The 15,065-nt window shown below is 35.3% G+C and carries 14 protein-coding genes, 1 pseudogene and 1 other annotated feature; all 15 genes and pseudogenes read right to left on the reverse strand.

Going from position 1 to position 15,065, the window contains the following annotated elements:
• Positions 1-30: 30 nt before the first annotated feature.
• Positions 31-1,152, reverse strand: a complete 1,122-nt coding sequence (locus tag COD11_RS13780) for a Nif3-like dinuclear metal center hexameric protein (RefSeq protein WP_098797477.1) — start codon at positions 1,150-1,152, stop codon at positions 31-33.
• Entirely contained in the window at positions 1,149-1,865 is a 717-nt protein-coding gene (locus COD11_RS13785; RefSeq protein WP_098797478.1) for a tRNA (adenine(22)-N(1))-methyltransferase, read from the reverse strand. Before COD11_RS13785 ends, COD11_RS13780 begins: the two co-directional genes overlap by 4 nt.
• A gap of 123 nt (positions 1,866-1,988) precedes the next feature.
• Positions 1,989-2,351, reverse strand: a complete 363-nt coding sequence (gene cccA, locus COD11_RS13790; RefSeq protein ID WP_098797479.1) for a cytochrome c550 — start codon at positions 2,349-2,351, stop codon at positions 1,989-1,991.
• A gap of 440 nt (positions 2,352-2,791) precedes the next feature.
• A complete protein-coding gene (locus COD11_RS13795) occupies positions 2,792-3,328 on the reverse strand; it encodes a hypothetical protein (protein WP_098797480.1) in 537 nt (178 codons plus the stop codon).
• Between the two features lie 121 nt (positions 3,329-3,449).
• Complete coding sequence (gene rpoD / locus COD11_RS13800) at positions 3,450-4,562, reverse strand: RNA polymerase sigma factor RpoD (RefSeq protein WP_098797481.1); 1,113 nt, start codon at positions 4,560-4,562, stop codon at positions 3,450-3,452.
• 123 nt (positions 4,563-4,685) lie between these two features.
• Positions 4,686-6,512, reverse strand: coding sequence for a DNA primase (gene dnaG / locus COD11_RS13805; protein WP_098797482.1), 1,827 nt, complete (start codon positions 6,510-6,512; stop codon positions 4,686-4,688).
• Positions 6,513-6,544: 32 nt separating this feature from the next.
• Positions 6,545-6,944: pseudogene (locus COD11_RS13810) on the reverse strand (YaiI/YqxD family protein).
• A gap of 403 nt (positions 6,945-7,347) precedes the next feature.
• On the reverse strand, positions 7,348-8,160 hold the full coding sequence (locus tag COD11_RS13815; protein WP_098797483.1) for a pyruvate, water dikinase regulatory protein: 813 nt from the start codon (positions 8,158-8,160) through the stop codon (positions 7,348-7,350).
• A 33-nt stretch (positions 8,161-8,193) separates the two neighbouring features.
• Positions 8,194-8,823 (reverse strand): transcriptional regulator CcpN, encoded by a 630-nt coding sequence (gene ccpN, locus COD11_RS13820; RefSeq protein WP_098797484.1) that lies wholly within the window; start codon positions 8,821-8,823, stop codon positions 8,194-8,196.
• A 324-nt stretch (positions 8,824-9,147) separates the two neighbouring features.
• Positions 9,148-11,211 (reverse strand): glycine--tRNA ligase subunit beta, encoded by a 2,064-nt coding sequence (glyS, locus tag COD11_RS13825; protein WP_098797485.1) that lies wholly within the window; start codon positions 11,209-11,211, stop codon positions 9,148-9,150.
• A complete protein-coding gene (gene glyQ / locus COD11_RS13830) occupies positions 11,204-12,094 on the reverse strand; it encodes a glycine--tRNA ligase subunit alpha (protein ID WP_098797486.1) in 891 nt (296 codons plus the stop codon). The genes glyS and glyQ overlap by 8 nt, the downstream gene beginning before the upstream one ends.
• A 156-nt stretch (positions 12,095-12,250) precedes the next feature.
• Positions 12,251-12,422: a binding site (T-box leader), on the reverse strand.
• A gap of 56 nt (positions 12,423-12,478) precedes the next feature.
• On the reverse strand, positions 12,479-13,231 hold the full coding sequence (gene recO / locus COD11_RS13835) for a DNA repair protein RecO (protein ID WP_098797487.1): 753 nt from the start codon (positions 13,229-13,231) through the stop codon (positions 12,479-12,481).
• A 33-nt stretch (positions 13,232-13,264) separates the two neighbouring features.
• Entirely contained in the window at positions 13,265-13,408 is a 144-nt protein-coding gene (locus tag COD11_RS13840; RefSeq protein WP_098797488.1) for a YqzL family protein, read from the reverse strand.
• Positions 13,409-13,565: 157 nt separating this feature from the next.
• Positions 13,566-14,477: a GTPase Era gene (era, locus tag COD11_RS13845; RefSeq protein ID WP_098797489.1), complete on the reverse strand. Its 912-nt coding sequence runs from the start codon at positions 14,475-14,477 to the stop codon at positions 13,566-13,568.
• Positions 14,467-14,868, reverse strand: coding sequence for a cytidine deaminase (locus COD11_RS13850; RefSeq protein ID WP_176551088.1), 402 nt, complete (start codon positions 14,866-14,868; stop codon positions 14,467-14,469). The genes era and COD11_RS13850 overlap by 11 nt, the downstream gene beginning before the upstream one ends.
• Positions 14,869-15,065 lie beyond the last annotated feature (197 nt).

Consider the following 15,065-nt stretch of genomic DNA (forward strand, 5'->3'; position numbering starts at 1 on the left):
CATTCAGAAATGAATGGGTTTTTTCTTATTCTATACAAATTTAAATGGATTTGTATCAACCTGAGATCCAAAGACCTTCACATCAAACTTTTCGTTCAAGCATAATTCTCCTAATTTTTTAGAAACTCCATCAATCATCACTTTTTCCACATGATGACCTGGATCTATAACATTTAAATCCATCATCATAGCATCATGGGCAACATGGAAGTAAAGATCTCCCGTAACATAAACATCTGCACCTTTAAATTTTGCCTGTTGGATATATTTATTACCATCTCCACCCAAAACGGCAACTTTTTTTATTTTCGCATCTGGTTTCCCTACCATTCTTACTCGTTCAACATGCAAAGAGCTTTTAACAAGTTCAGCAAACTCTTGAAGGGTTAGTTCCTTATTTAATTTCCCAATTCGCCCTAGGCCCAGAATTTCTCCCTTTTGTTCTACAGGATAAATATCATAAGCTACTTCCTCATAAGGATGTGATTTCAACATAGCTTGAATGACCTTTTTTTGTATTGACAGAGGGAAAATGGTTTCAATTCTGTGTTCGTCTACATACTCAAGTTTGCCCTTTTCGCCTATGAATGGATTTGCCTGATCTAGAGGCAAAAAGCTTCCCTCTCCTTTAGCTGAAAAAGAACAGTGACTATAGGCACCGATATGACCAGCTCCTGCACTTCCTAACGCATCTCTCACTACTTTTTCATGGGTACCAGGTACAAACACCACCAGCTTCTTTAATTGATCCTCATACGTAGGAACAAGCACTTCTAAATTGGTTAATTGCAATGCTTCTGCTAATAAATCATTAACCCCGCCAACTGCTACATCCAAATTAGTATGTGCAGCATACAACGCAATGTTGTGTTTGATACACTTTTCAAGCATTCTTCCATAAGTGGTTTCAGTTGATAGGGTTTTAATTGGTCTAAAAATCGGAGGATGATGAGCAATTATTAAATCAACATTTTGATCGATCGCTTCATCAATGACAGATTCAACTACATCTAATGTGATCATTACATTTTTGACTTTTTTGTTTAAACTACCAATTTGAAGCCCAATTTTATCTCCTTCAACAGCATATGCTTTTGGAGAGAATGCCTCAAATAATTGAATGACTTCATAACCATTTGGTATTTTAGTCATATGGTAAGAACCTCCTCCACCAGCTTCATTTGCTTTATTATTTCTTGATATTTCTCATTATTTTCATATGTATGTCCAGCTTCTTCAAGTTTCGCAATGATGGATTTCCAATGTTGATATTCCCCAGACCATTTTTTTTGAAACGTTTCTGATTTCTCCTTAGCTAAAATTGGTCCTAATAGCAGTCCTGCTTCATAAGAATAATGATTATATGGACGCTTTGCTTCACCTTTCTCCGCTATTAGTACTTCGTAAAGCTTTTCATCTTCCTCTAAAATTTCTTCTTCAATAAGCTCCCATCCGTTTTCTACTAACCACTCACGTATATAAATGGCATGAATGTTAGGCTGAAGGATTAAACGGGTAACATCTGTTAATTTTGATTTTCCTTCCTCTAATATCTTTTTAATTAGAGCACCACCCATTCCTGCAATGGTAATACAGTCAACAGGCTCACCGTCCTCTATTACTGAAAGTCCATCACCTTGTCTTACAGATATTACATTAGAAAGATTACATTTCATTACCTGATTTTTAGCAGATAAAAAAGGACCATCTGTAATTTCCCCGGCAATCGCAGCCTTAGCCTTTCCTTGTAAGATAGAGTAACAAGGTAAATAAGCATGATCCGAGCCTATATCAGCAAAGATCGCATCTTTTGGAACATAAGATGCAACTGTTTCAAGTCTTTTTGAAAGCTTTAATTCATTCATAAAGTTAGTCACCACAATTCGTTATTCTACATTTTCTTGGACATCATTAGCTTGTCCAAAAGCTCCTAATTAAAAGTATAAAAAAAGTCCTTCACAGATGCAAAGGACTTCTTTATTTGTAGGTTATTTAATTTGAGATACCCATTCAGCCATTTCGTCCAGCTTTTCATCTGGAACAAGACCAGCAGGCATAATTCCTCTACCTTCTTTAAGTGTTGTTTTAATATCATCTACACTTAGTTTCTCACCAACGCCTACAAGTGCAGGACCAGCTCCACCCTCATAGTTTTGTCCATGACATGAAATACAATTTTGTTGGTAAATTTCTTCCGGTGTAGCGTTTGCAACATCTTCGGTTTTTGGTTCTTCTTCTCCGCCACTAGCTAGTTCTTCATGATCGCCAATACCTTTAAAAGATAAAAGGAACATAAGGCCGATTCCTAGCACAGCAATTAATAAAAATGGAATAAGTGGATTGCGATTCATCATGTAACCTCCCTTATGTAAATAGTGAGCCTTTTCATCAGTGGCAACATATCATTGCCGTCTAATGATGAGTAGAATTATCGTCTGTCTTACGAGCAGTCCCCTCCGATAATTCTTTTATCTACTTTCATTTAGCTTTGTTATTTTGATGGATGATTTTCTTCTCCATGGGTGGTCGCTGCCCATTGGAATACTTTCGATCATCAACATATAGTCAAAATGAACAATATAGCTACATTTCATAGGGTTCTACTGCCCGGTACTGCTTGATAATCAACATAAGTACTATTTTTATAAACAATCTCTATTTTACTGTAATTTTTGAAATAGGAAAAGACCTATCTTTTAACATCTCCATGTTTTTCACACTTTAGACAAAAAACAGACAATAGTTATATGTAAGCGTAATTCTTTGTTGACATTATATCCAGTAAATACTTTCAAAATATAATACTTAACATAACGATGAAGAGGGCTATAATACCACTTACAAGCAGATAATAGATTCGAAATAACTTCCCAATTACAACCCAGAGCATACAATTACAAACAACTGTCAGTACAACCCAAAGCTCAGTCCCTTTCACAGCAAAATCTACAATTGTTATGGAACTAATTAATAGTTGCACAAGTGTGATTACTAACGGAATTTGAAATGCAGCTTTTTTTCTAATTACGTAAGCGGTAACAAGTCCAGAAGCTAAAACAAATATTCCTGCTGTAACTGTTTGCAAAACAAAAGACAATTCAGTAAAATAGGTGACAAGAAGAGTACAAAGAAGAAGAAAACTAAGAATACCAATTCCAATAAACGCCACATTAGGTCTCTTTGTTTTTTCTACTGGTTGTCCCTTTTCATCATGGGAGCCTTCTGTATAGAGGGCAAGTAAAAAATTACAGTAAGTGTCAGGAAGCAACTTACTTTCTTTCCAATATTTAATCTCGTTAACAATAATGTCTTTCTTTTCTCTATTCATGTAGTCATCCTTAAAAAGTTGTTTCCTTTATTTTAAAAAGGAAAACTGGACTTGTAAATGAAAAATTTAAAGATCCTTTTGCACAAGAAAAAAAGACGGACAATTGTGTCCGCCCCTTATCCTATTCTAAGAAATCCTTTAGACGTTTACTGCGGCTAGGATGACGTAACTTACGAAGCGCTTTTGCTTCTATTTGTCGAATACGCTCGCGTGTTACACCAAATACTTTTCCAACCTCTTCAAGAGTTCGTGTTCTTCCATCATCAAGACCAAAGCGCAGGCGCAATACGTTTTCTTCACGGTCTGTTAATGTATCTAACACATCTTCAAGTTGCTCTTTTAATAATTCATAAGCAGCATGTTCAGAAGGTGAGGTAGCATCCTGATCCTCGATGAAATCTCCTAAATGTGAATCATCTTCTTCACCGATTGGAGTTTCTAATGACACAGGCTCTTGAGCAATCTTCAGAATTTCTCTTACCTTATCAGGAGTTAGTTCCATATCTTCTCCAATTTCTTCTGGAGTTGGTTCTCTACCTAGATCCTGTAATAATTGACGTTGAACACGAATTAATTTATTAATTGTTTCAACCATATGAACCGGAATACGGATTGTTCGGGCTTGGTCTGCAATTGCACGTGTAATTGCTTGACGAATCCACCAAGTAGCATACGTACTAAATTTATAACCTTTTTCATAGTCGAATTTTTCGACAGCCTTCATTAACCCCATATTACCTTCTTGAATTAAATCTAAGAATAACATCCCACGACCAACATAGCGCTTAGCAATACTAACTACTAAACGAAGGTTAGCTTCAGCAAGTCTACGCTTTGCTTCTTCATCGCCTTCCTCAATACGCTTAGCTAAATTAATTTCTTCATTAGCTGATAATAAATCAACACGGCCAATTTCTTTCAGATACATTCTTACAGGGTCATTTATTTTAACTCCAGGTGGAACACTTAAGTCATTTAAATCAAATTCTTCTTCCTTAGCAAGATCTTGAATATTTGGATCAGCATCTTCACCTGCTTCACCAATTAGTTCAACACCTTGTTCACCAAGAAACTCATAATACTCATCCATTTGGTCTGATTCGATTTCAAAGTTAGACATACGTTCTGCAATTTCTTCATACGTCAAAACTCCACGTTTTTTCCCAATTTCAGTTAACTGATCTTTCACCTGTTCAAAGGTTACTTCTGTTTCATGGGTTTGTTTATCAGCCATAGGATCCCCTCCTTCCAGACTTACCATCGTAAGAAAAGCATTTGGATTACTGTTTTTTTGTTAGTATTCCTATATTTAAGATGATTTGGACTTTAATGAACCACATCATCAATTGCTTACTTATTATGATTTTAGAGCTTGTTTTAATTGAATAATTTCCATTGCAATTTGAGCTGCTTCTGTAAATTGCTTGTTTCGTTCAGCTTCATTTTTTTCAACTTCTTTTTCTTTTATCATTAACATTTTTTGATGATTCAACACCTGTTTTATATAATCTGATAACTCCTGTTCACTTACTTCAGAGTTTAAGGTGATCATCGCAATGTTGGATACGGTATGTTGTAATTCAGGATTTGGTAATCTAGAAAGAAAAGAACTTACATTTTCTTCATTTCCTTCCTCATAAAAACCATATAAATAAGTAACAATTGCCTTGTGTTCTTCAATATTAAACTGAAGACCAAGCCGATCTAGTACCTTTTCAGCAATATCTTTACTTCTTAGCATATGTGCTATCAACAATCTTTCAGCCGTATGAAATGCTGGTAATAACCGTTTAGATTGAATAGGCACTCTTTTGGGCTGCTGCTGAGACATTTTGTTTTGCTGCTGCAGAGGCTGCTGCTTACTTATTTGTTTTTCCTTTTGAAATGTTTGCTCCTTCAATACATCCATTGATAAATCAAATTCCGAGGATAATTGTTTTAAGTAAATTTCTTTTTCAACAGCATTCTCTATTCTAGATAGTTCGGAAAGAACAGAATCTATATACTGAAGTCTTTCCCCCTCATTATGAAGATTTTTGCCTCTTCGATAATAAGTCATCTTAAACGTCATAATCGGTACACTTGCCCCTATTACATCATGTTTAAACTTCTCTTCTCCGAACTTTTTGATGTAGTCATCAGGGTCCATACCATCTGGAATCATCGCAACTTTTATGTTACATCCTGCTGCCTTTAATATCTTAGAGGCTCTCATTGTTGCCTCAATTCCAGCAGAATCAGAATCATAACATATTATAACTTCAGACACATTTCTTCGTATGATTTTTGCCTGTTCTTCTGTTAGAGATGTTCCCATCGTTGCAATGGCCTGTTGTACTCCAGCACGTGTTGATGAAATAACATCTGCAAATCCTTCAAATAGGACAACTTGTTGATTTTTACGAATATGTAATCTTGCACGGTGAAAATTATAAAGCAGCTTGCTTTTATTAAAAATTTTCGTCTCTGGGCTATTTAAGTATTTTGGTTTTTCGTCACCAAGCACTCTTCCGGAAAAGGCAATTGTATTACCATGATGATCCATAATCGGGAACATGATTCGATTCCTAAAACGATCAAAGAATTCGTTGTCAGAGTTGTTTTTTTTAACAAGTAACCCTGCTTCCTCCATTAATGATAGGTCAAACCCTCTTTTATCTAAGAACTTTGATATAAAATCCCAAGAATCTAAAGAATAACCAATTTCAAATGCATCGATTGTTTCTTTTGTAAATCCTCTGTTCAGTAAGTAATCTAAAGCAGGTTGACCTTCCTTTGTATTTACTAACAAATGGTGGTAAAATTTCTTTAACAGCTCATGTGCTTCGACCATTTTGTCTGTACTTTTCGAAGCAACTTTCCCTTGATTTTGATCAACTGGCGAAATGGAAGGCAAATCGATTCCAGCCTTGTCTGCTAAATGCTGTGCTGCTTCTATAAATGTATATCCCTCATGTTGCATAAGAAAAGAATAGACATTACCTCCAGCACCACATCCAAAGCAATGGAATATTTGCTTATCAGCTGAAACAGAGAACGAAGGTGACTTTTCACCATGAAATGGACATAACCCAAAATAGTTCCGTCCTTGTTTCTTCAATTGAACATATTCACTTATCACATCAACAATGTCAGAAGTTCTTTGTATTTTTTCGAGTAATTCCTCGGGAATTCGATTTCCCATGCTAACAACTCCGTATTACAGATATTCGATATTTATTCAAGTTCTCCTGCATGTTTCGACAAAATTTTTTCTAAATTTGTGATAAAATTTAAAGTATCATCATCTGTAAACTTTTTTGGACCTTTCGTATATTTGCCACTTTTTCTTTCCACAGCAGACAAATATCGAAATTGAAGAGCTGTATCAATATTAGCTTCAGTATATCGTTTTCCCCTTGGGGTAATAAAAATAACATCTTTTCTTATTAATAAGCCCGCTAACCCAATGTCTTGCGAAATAACAATGTCGTTTTTATTGACGTGGTTTATTATGTATAAATCAGCTTCTTCTTTACCCGTGTCAACAAAAACCCATTCCATAAGTATTACCTGTTGTATGGTTATAAGAAGCAACAAATATGACATGAATGTTATACTTTCCCGCAAGATCCATAATTTCCACTTTAACTGGACATGCATCAGCATCTACATAATTTTTTTTATTTTTTTCGTCATATTTCTCTATTCTACATCACTCCGAAAATTCCTTCTTATTTCACACCTTTGATCGTTTACTATTCAAGAGAACTTTCTAAAATTCCTTTTGTCGAAAATTTTTTTATATAATATCTTGACAGTTTACAATTAATAGTCTATTCCCATATGTCAAGTTCTAAACCTAAAAAAAGTATTTTTCATCACAATTTTTTATTATAATACAAAGGTTCATAAATTTCTATTGTTTTTTTGTCGTAATCAATCGTAAAATATCACCATTTGACAAATGAAACCAAGAACACGAAGGAAAAGGATGACTATTACAGCCACCCCTTGGAATTTATTCCCTTTCCTAATCTTTAATTTTGGTTATTCATAAAGTTAGCAATAATATTTGCTGTTTCCTCAACCGCCTTATTTGATACATCCACAACCTTACAGCCTATTTTGTCTACCACTTTATCAAAATAATTCAATTCCTCTTTAATGCGATCGATATTTGCATAAAAGGCCTCATCATTTAAGCCTAATGATTTTAACCTTTCTTTACGGATATTGTTTAATTTCTCCGGCATGATACGCAATCCGATACATTTTTGTGCTGAGACCTTATAAAGCTCTTCAGGTGGCTCTACTTCTGGAACAATCGGTACATTTGCCACTTTGAACCGCTTATGAGCTAAATACTGAGAAAGTGGAGTTTTAGAAGTCCTTGACACACCTATTAAAACAATATCAGCCTTTAGTATTCCTCTTGGGTCACGGCCATCATCGTATTTAACAGCAAATTCAATAGCTTCAACCTTTTTAAAATAATCATCGTCTAACTTTCGTACTCTTCCTGGCTCATATTTTGCAGTTATCCCATAAGAAGTTTCCATCTTATCAATAAGGGGACCAATGATGTCATAATAAACAACACCTTGTCTTGTTGCTTCTTCAATGAGAAATTCTCTTAATTCTGGTACAACTAATGTGAAGCACACAATAGCTTTTTCCTGCTTTGCCAACGAAAGAACCTCAATAATTGTTCCTCTATCCTCAACGTAGGGAATTCTTTTGATTTTCGTATTTGCTGATGCTCCATTAAATTGACTTGCCGCTGCCTTAACTACTAGTTCAGCAGTTTCACCTACAGAGTCCGAAACTACATAAATCAATTGATAACTCATATTCTATTCCCCATTTCAACAGTTAGCTATATATTATTCATTAAGAAAGCTAACAAGTATTTTCGTCATATTTGTTTTCGTAATTCTCCCAATAACTTCAAGACCTTGCTCTGTATCTTTTACAACTGGTAAACCGTCAATTTGTTTTTCTATGAGAACTTGAGCTACGTCTATAATATAATCTTCAGGCCTACAAACAGTTATATTTGGCATTCGTGTCATGATAATGTTTACCGGGATCGTCGTAAGTTCCTGCTTTCCAATGCTTGTTCGAAGTAAATCCTTTCGAGAAAGAACTCCTATTAAGTGCGATTGTTCATCAACTACAAATAGTGTTCCAACATCTTCTAGGAACATCATACAAATGGCATCATAAACAGAAACATTAACATTTACAACAATTGGAATGGACTGATAGTCTTTAACTTGAAGACCCTTTAGCTCTTCCATAATCAAATGGGTATTTGTTTTACCTGTGAAATAATATCCTACACGTGGTCGTGCCTCTAGATATCCAGCCATTGTCAAAATAGCTAGATCCGGACGAAGAGTAGCTCTCGTTAAGTTCAATTGATCAGCAATTTGTTCACCTGTAATTGGACCATTAGCTTTAACGATTTCAACAATTTGTTCTTGCCTTTTATTTAATTCTATAAGACTCACCGCCTTACTATTAGATATGTATTATTTCATTATGGCTTTTCCAAACATTTTGCAAGGTTGCTCATTTCCGCTAAATCAACCTTATACAGCGGTTCAAAGAACCTCTTAATAAGAACAATCTATATGAGATCTTAATTAATATAATAACATTAAACCTCATGTGTATAACACATTAAAAAATCAAATAAAACTTCAAATGGATTTATCCATATGTCGATTATATACTATCTACCTATAATGAAAAGATATTGTTTCCGCTTTAATACCTTTGTATCTAAAGAAAAAGGGCTGACAAAGTTAAGTCAGTCCCTTCATATTTGATCATTACTTTACTAAAATGACATTCATTTTTGCAAAGGATTCTATTAATTGAGATAGTTTGACCATTTGAGCCAGACGATTCGCCTTTACATTTTCATCATCTGACATTACCATTGTATGATCAAAATAATCAATAATTACCGGTTTCAATTCTGCTAAAATACCATAATTTTCTCGGATCTTTTCTACAGTTTTAAAGTTGTTTAACTGTTCAACCGCTTGAAGATATGCCTTATAAAGTGATCTCTCATGTTCACTTTCAAATAACTCTTCGTTAATATCTAAGTTATTCCCTTTTTTAGCAATATTCATCACACGAGCCAGTGCTTCAACAGTTTCTTTAAATTCAGGTTCAACCGAAGCCTCTTGAAGAACTTTAGCACGTGCAACAAGTGAATTTACTTCAAGTATAGATGATTCTAAAACTGCATCGTTTAAGTCATAACGAATGTTTTCTTCAGCTAAACGATATTTTAATCTTAGTCTAAAGAATGATTGTAATTCTTCTTTCGCTTCAGTAGAACCTTTATCACCATAAAAAGATAGTGCTAGCTCAAATAACTCCGGCAAAGCAATTGTCCATTGCTTCGATAAAAGAATTTGAATAATTCCGCTTGCCTGCCTTCTTAAAGCATACGGGTCCTGTGACCCGGTTGGGATTTTGCCAATGGAGAAAAATCCAACAATTGTGTCTAATTTGTCTGCTAATGCAACAATTGCCCCAACATTTGAAGCAGGTGCTGCATCCTCAGCGTGCCTCGGCATATAGTGTTCGTTAATAGCTCTAGATACTTCTTCCGTTTCACCGCTTAGTCTCGCATACTTTTCACCAATTTTCCCTTGAAGCTCAGGGAACTCATATACCATATGTGTAACCAAGTCAAACTTACAAATAGACGCAGCTCTTTCCACGTCTTGCTTTTCATTTGAAGGTACTTGAAGTAGGTCTGCTAATTTGCCAGAAAGGCTTACAATTCGTTTCACCTTTTCTCCTAAAGTTCCTAACTCCTCATGGAAAACAATTTTATCAAGTTTTTTTACGGCATCCCCAATATTGAGTTTCTGATCTTCTTTATAGAAGAAATTTGCATCAGAAAGGCGCGCACGTAACACTTTTTCATTACCTCTTGCAACATTTTCAAGATGGTTTTGATCACCGTTTCTTACCGTAATAAAATAAGGCTGTAATTCTCCGGCTTTGCTTCTTACCGGGAAATAACGCTGATGCTCCTTCATCGTTGTAACCAACACTTCATCTGGTAACGATAAATATTCTTGTTCAAACTTACCAAACAAAGCGGTTGGGTATTCAACAAGATTGTTTACTTCCTCTAACAGGTCCTCATCAACCGGGATGACCCAGTTATGTTCTTGTTCGAGATCTGATAGCTGCTGACTTATTGCTTCTTTTCTTTTTACAGGATTTGCAATGACGAATTGTTCTAGTAATACTGTTTCATACAATGAAGGCATCGCAATTTCAACTTTCTCTCCTAGAAAACGATGACCATATGTATATGAATCTGTTTTTACCCCAGTAATTTCAAAAGGAATCACTTCTTGTCCAAATAAGGCTACAAGCCATTTAATTGGTCGGATATATCGTAATTCCTGGCTTCCCCAACGCATGTTTTTTGGGAATGTTAATCCCGTTATTAATTGTTTAGCCTCTGTTAATAATGTTTTTGCTTCTATTCCTTTTGTAAATTTTTGAACGTGAACATATTCAACGCCATTAATTTCCTTAAAGTAGATATCCTCAATAGAAGCACCTTGTCCTTTTGTAAAGCCTATTGCAGCTTTTGACCAGTTGCCATTCTCATCAAGAGCAATCTTTTTAGCAGGTCCTTTTGCTTCTTCTTCAATATCTGGCTGTTTTTCTAGCACATCTTTTATTAATACAGCTATACGACGGGGAGTGGAATACGTTCTCACTTCGCCATGTGATAATTGTTTTTCATCAAGCCATTTTGTTAATTTGTCTGCAAATTGATTCATTGCATCTGTCACATAATGTGCAGGCACTTCTTCTAAACCAATCTCTAATAATAAATCTTTCTTACTCATGATTTACTCCTCCTTCCTGTTGTAACATAGGGAAGCCTAATTTTTCGCGTTCTTCATAAAATGTTTTTGCGACTTTTCTAGCTAAGTTTCTTACACGGCCGATATAGCCTGTTCGCTCAGTAACAGAGATCGCTCCTTTTGCATCTAAAAGATTAAATGTATGAGAGCATTTTAAAACATAATCATATGCAGGATGGACAAGACCCTCATCCATCTGTCTCATCGCTTCTTTTTCATAGGTAGAGAACAGATGAAAAAGCATATCCGTATCAGATGTTTCAAAGGTATATTTTGAATGCTCATACTCAGGCATTAAAAAGATATCGCGCACTGTGTATCCATCCGTCCACTCTAAGTCAAATACATTTTCTTTATCTTGAATATAAGATGCCAGCCTTTCAATACCATACGTAATTTCAGCTGAAACTGGCTTACATTCTAACCCGCCAACTTGCTGGAAATAAGTAAATTGAGTGATTTCCATTCCATCTAACCATACTTCCCAACCTAAACCAGCACATCCAAGTGAAGGGTTTTCCCAGTTATCCTCAACAAAGCGAATATCATGCTCTAATGGATTAATTCCTAATGCACGTAACGAATCAAGGTAAAGCTCTTGAATATTGTCTGGTGAAGGCTTCATTATCACTTGAAATTGATGGTGTTGATAAAGTCTGTTAGGGTTTTCCCCATAACGTCCATCAGCGGGTCTTCTAGATGGTTCAACATAAGCCACCTTCCATGGCTCTGGTCCAATACTTCTTAAGAACGTATAAGGACTCATAGTACCTGCACCTTTCTCAGTATCATATGCTTGCATAAGCACACAGCCTTGATCAGACCAATGCTTTTGCAATGTTAGAATCATATTTTGAATATTCATCTTCATAAACCTCCATTATTTTTTAAAAAACAAGTTTTTGCTCTAGGGTTAAACGGCCTGGCTTATGTGATGTTTCTATTAAATACTAGAAGTACACCAGTTTTGGTAACACTCTTTAAAATTAAAAAAGCTCCCGTCCCTATGTCAAACTAATGACATAGGGACGGGAGCTAGCCCGCGGTTCCACCCTAATTGCTTATATGTATAAGCCACTTTAAATTAGTATGCTCCAGAATGCCTTTCATTACGGATCAATCCTTAGCTTTCACCATCCTAAGGTCGCTATCATTGAGGTTTCGTAATTACTTCTTTCCTTCAACGCAACAATTGTTAAATTATATTTGCATCTTAATTGAAAATTGTTCTAATGTCAACAACGTCCTTCTATAACTTTCCCTTTAAAGAATCCATTTGATCTAAAAAACGCTTTGATTTAATTGTAAGACCTGTATATTCCTGATAATAGGAGTTGATGACCATTTTCAATTCATTCTTCGTCTCCTGTTTAACAGAAATATTTCCTAATCGGTTTAAATCAAAATAATAAAATAGACGGAGGAGCTTTACTGTCATCGGTGATATCTGTAATCGATAAGGATCATTTTCAAAACATCGATGACATAAAAAACCTCCCTCACGTATGGAAAAATGAAATGTTCCATCTTTTTGACCACAAATAGAACAAGCATTAAGCTGCGGTTGCAACCCTAACACTGGCAACATCTTCATTTCAAAAATATGAATCAGAATATCCGGGTCTACATCTTCATCTAGAAATTGAAGGGTTTGTTTTAATAATTCAAACAAAAAAGGGTTTCTGTCTAGATTATCAGTACTTTTGTCTAGTAACTCAGCTAGGTATGAAGCATATGCTGTTAAAAAAATATCTTCTCGAATACTTCTAAATGACAAAATTGTTTCTCCCTGCTGCAAACCACCTAAACCACTGGATTTTTGAAACAAAAACGTCCCATACGTAAAAAGTTGGGTAATTGACGTAAGGCGACTATTAGGTTTCTTAGCGCCCCTTGCCATAACCCCAACTTTTCCAAGTTCTCTCGTATATAATGTTATTATTTTGTTTGTTTCACCGTAATCGGTAGAACGTATAACAATTCCTTCACATTTTTGAAGCAAATTTCCCCTCACCTTTCAAAGGTTCAGGCAAGATCAGGAAATTGGAAAATCTAGTTCAGCTAGTTCATCATCTTGAGAATCGGGTCCTTCATCATTCTCCTTTTCTAACTCTTTAAAAAGAAGATACGTATCAATACTACCTGTTTGCGAAAAAACCTTCCAGGTAAAATCCAACATATAAACCCCACCTTTCAGTTGTTAAGACTAGCAAGCAATAAATCCAATTTCTTTATAGTTATCTTGACCTTATTTTCTTCATTTCATGTTAAACAATTTTTACTAATGCTTTTCATGAATACGATTATTTTTTTGTTATTGTTTCATCCTAAACGCTTTAGTATTCATCTTCTCTAAATCCATAATCACGAAGCTGTGAAGCTTTATTTCGCCAATCTTTTTGCACTTTTACCCAAAGCTCTAAAAACACTTTAGATCCTAACAATGCTTCAATATCGACTCGTGCTCTTTGACCTACTTCTTTTAGCATGCTCCCACGTTTACCAATTACAATACCTTTTTGCGAATCACGCTCGACAATTATCGTTGCACCAACATATATTGCAGCATTGTTTTCACGGCGCTCAAGTGTATCCATTACCACTGCAATGGAATGTGGAATTTCTTCTCTTGTTAAATGTAAAACCTTTTCTCGTATTAGCTCTGTAATAATAAATCGTTCCGGGTGATCTGTCACTTGGTCTTCCGGGTAGTATTGCGGCCCTTCCGGTAGGACAGCTTCGATCTGTTGCAGTAACGTATCAATATTGTTTCCCTGCAGTGCTGAAATGGGAACAATTTCTTTAAAAGGATATAACTCTTTATATTTTTCAATGAGAGGCAGCAGTTGATCAGGATGGATTTGATCTATTTTGTTAATAATTAGAAAAACAGGTGTGTTTGTTTGCTTTAACTTCTCAATGATGAATTCATCACCACGTCCATACCCTTCTTCTGCATTAATCATAAATAAAATTAAATCAACCTCTTTTAACGTGTTTTGTGCTACTTTCATCATAAAATCGCCAAGCTTATGTTTTGGCTTATGAATTCCTGGGGTGTCAATAAAAATTGTTTGAGAATGATTCGTTGTATAAACCCCTTGAATTTTATTACGAGTTGTTTGCGGCTTATCACTCATAATAGCAATTTTTTGACCAATCACCCTGTTGATAAAAGTAGATTTTCCTACGTTTGGTCTTCCTATTATTGATACAAATCCTGATTTGAAAGATTGATTATGATTCATGTAAATCCTCCGCCGAAAAAGCTCCTGGTAGTAATTCACTAACTGTAAGTTCTGAAACATCACCTTGGAGGTTCGTTAATACAACCTTCATATCTTTTGGACAAAGCTCAGCAATAACTTGACGACAAGCACCACAAGGTGGAACAGGTCTAACGGTATCTGCTGCAACAGCTATAGCTGTATATTCTTTGTCACCTTCTGAATATGCTTTGAATATTGCTGTTCTCTCAGCACAATTACACATGCTGTAAGCAGCATTTTCAATATTACAGCCTTTATAAACTTTTCCATCCTTTGTTAATAAAGCTGCACCTACTTTAAACTTTGAGTAGGGAGTATAAGCCATTTCCCTTGCTGCTTTCGCTTCTTCGATGAGTTGTTCAATGTTCACTAAATCTTTCTTCCTTTCTCTAAGAGAATGACTAATTCTCTCTTTTATTTTACCTAATTTCCGGTTAAATTTCACGCCTAATTCAAACTTTGTAATTTAATTGTAAGAATTTTCGGACAGTGTATTTAATACACTAAAAGGTTTGTCTTTAAAGATAAAAATCTTTTTTCAGTGAAAGAGGCCTGATTTAAAATGGG

Source organism: Bacillus sp. AFS040349, assembly GCF_002577655.1.
GTDB lineage: Bacteria > Bacillota > Bacilli > Bacillales > Bacillaceae > Metabacillus.

Excerpts from the sequence above, each read along its gene's own strand:
- cccA (WP_098797479.1), bottom strand. The coding sequence starts at position 2,351 with ATGAATCGCAATCCACTTATTCCATTTTTATTAATTGCTGTGCTAGGA.
- COD11_RS13815 (WP_098797483.1), bottom strand. The coding sequence starts at position 8,160 with ATGAGTTATCAATTGATTTATGTAGTTTCGGACTCTGTAGGTGAAACT.
- rpoD (WP_098797481.1), bottom strand. The coding sequence starts at position 4,562 with ATGGCTGATAAACAAACCCATGAAACAGAAGTAACCTTTGAACAGGTG.
- COD11_RS13840 (WP_098797488.1), bottom strand. The coding sequence starts at position 13,408 with ATGTTGGATTTTACCTGGAAGGTTTTTTCGCAAACAGGTAGTATTGAT.
- dnaG (WP_098797482.1), bottom strand. The coding sequence starts at position 6,512 with ATGGGAAATCGAATTCCCGAGGAATTACTCGAAAAAATACAAAGAACT.
- glyS (WP_098797485.1), bottom strand. The coding sequence starts at position 11,211 with ATGAGTAAGAAAGATTTATTATTAGAGATTGGTTTAGAAGAAGTGCCT.
- era (WP_098797489.1), bottom strand. The coding sequence starts at position 14,477 with ATGAATCATAATCAATCTTTCAAATCAGGATTTGTATCAATAATAGGA.
- COD11_RS13785 (WP_098797478.1), bottom strand. The coding sequence starts at position 1,865 with ATGAATGAATTAAAGCTTTCAAAAAGACTTGAAACAGTTGCATCTTAT.
- COD11_RS13780 (WP_098797477.1), bottom strand. The coding sequence starts at position 1,152 with ATGACTAAAATACCAAATGGTTATGAAGTCATTCAATTATTTGAGGCA.
- COD11_RS13795 (WP_098797480.1), bottom strand. The coding sequence starts at position 3,328 with ATGAATAGAGAAAAGAAAGACATTATTGTTAACGAGATTAAATATTGG.
- glyQ (WP_098797486.1), bottom strand. The coding sequence starts at position 12,094 with ATGAATATTCAAAATATGATTCTAACATTGCAAAAGCATTGGTCTGAT.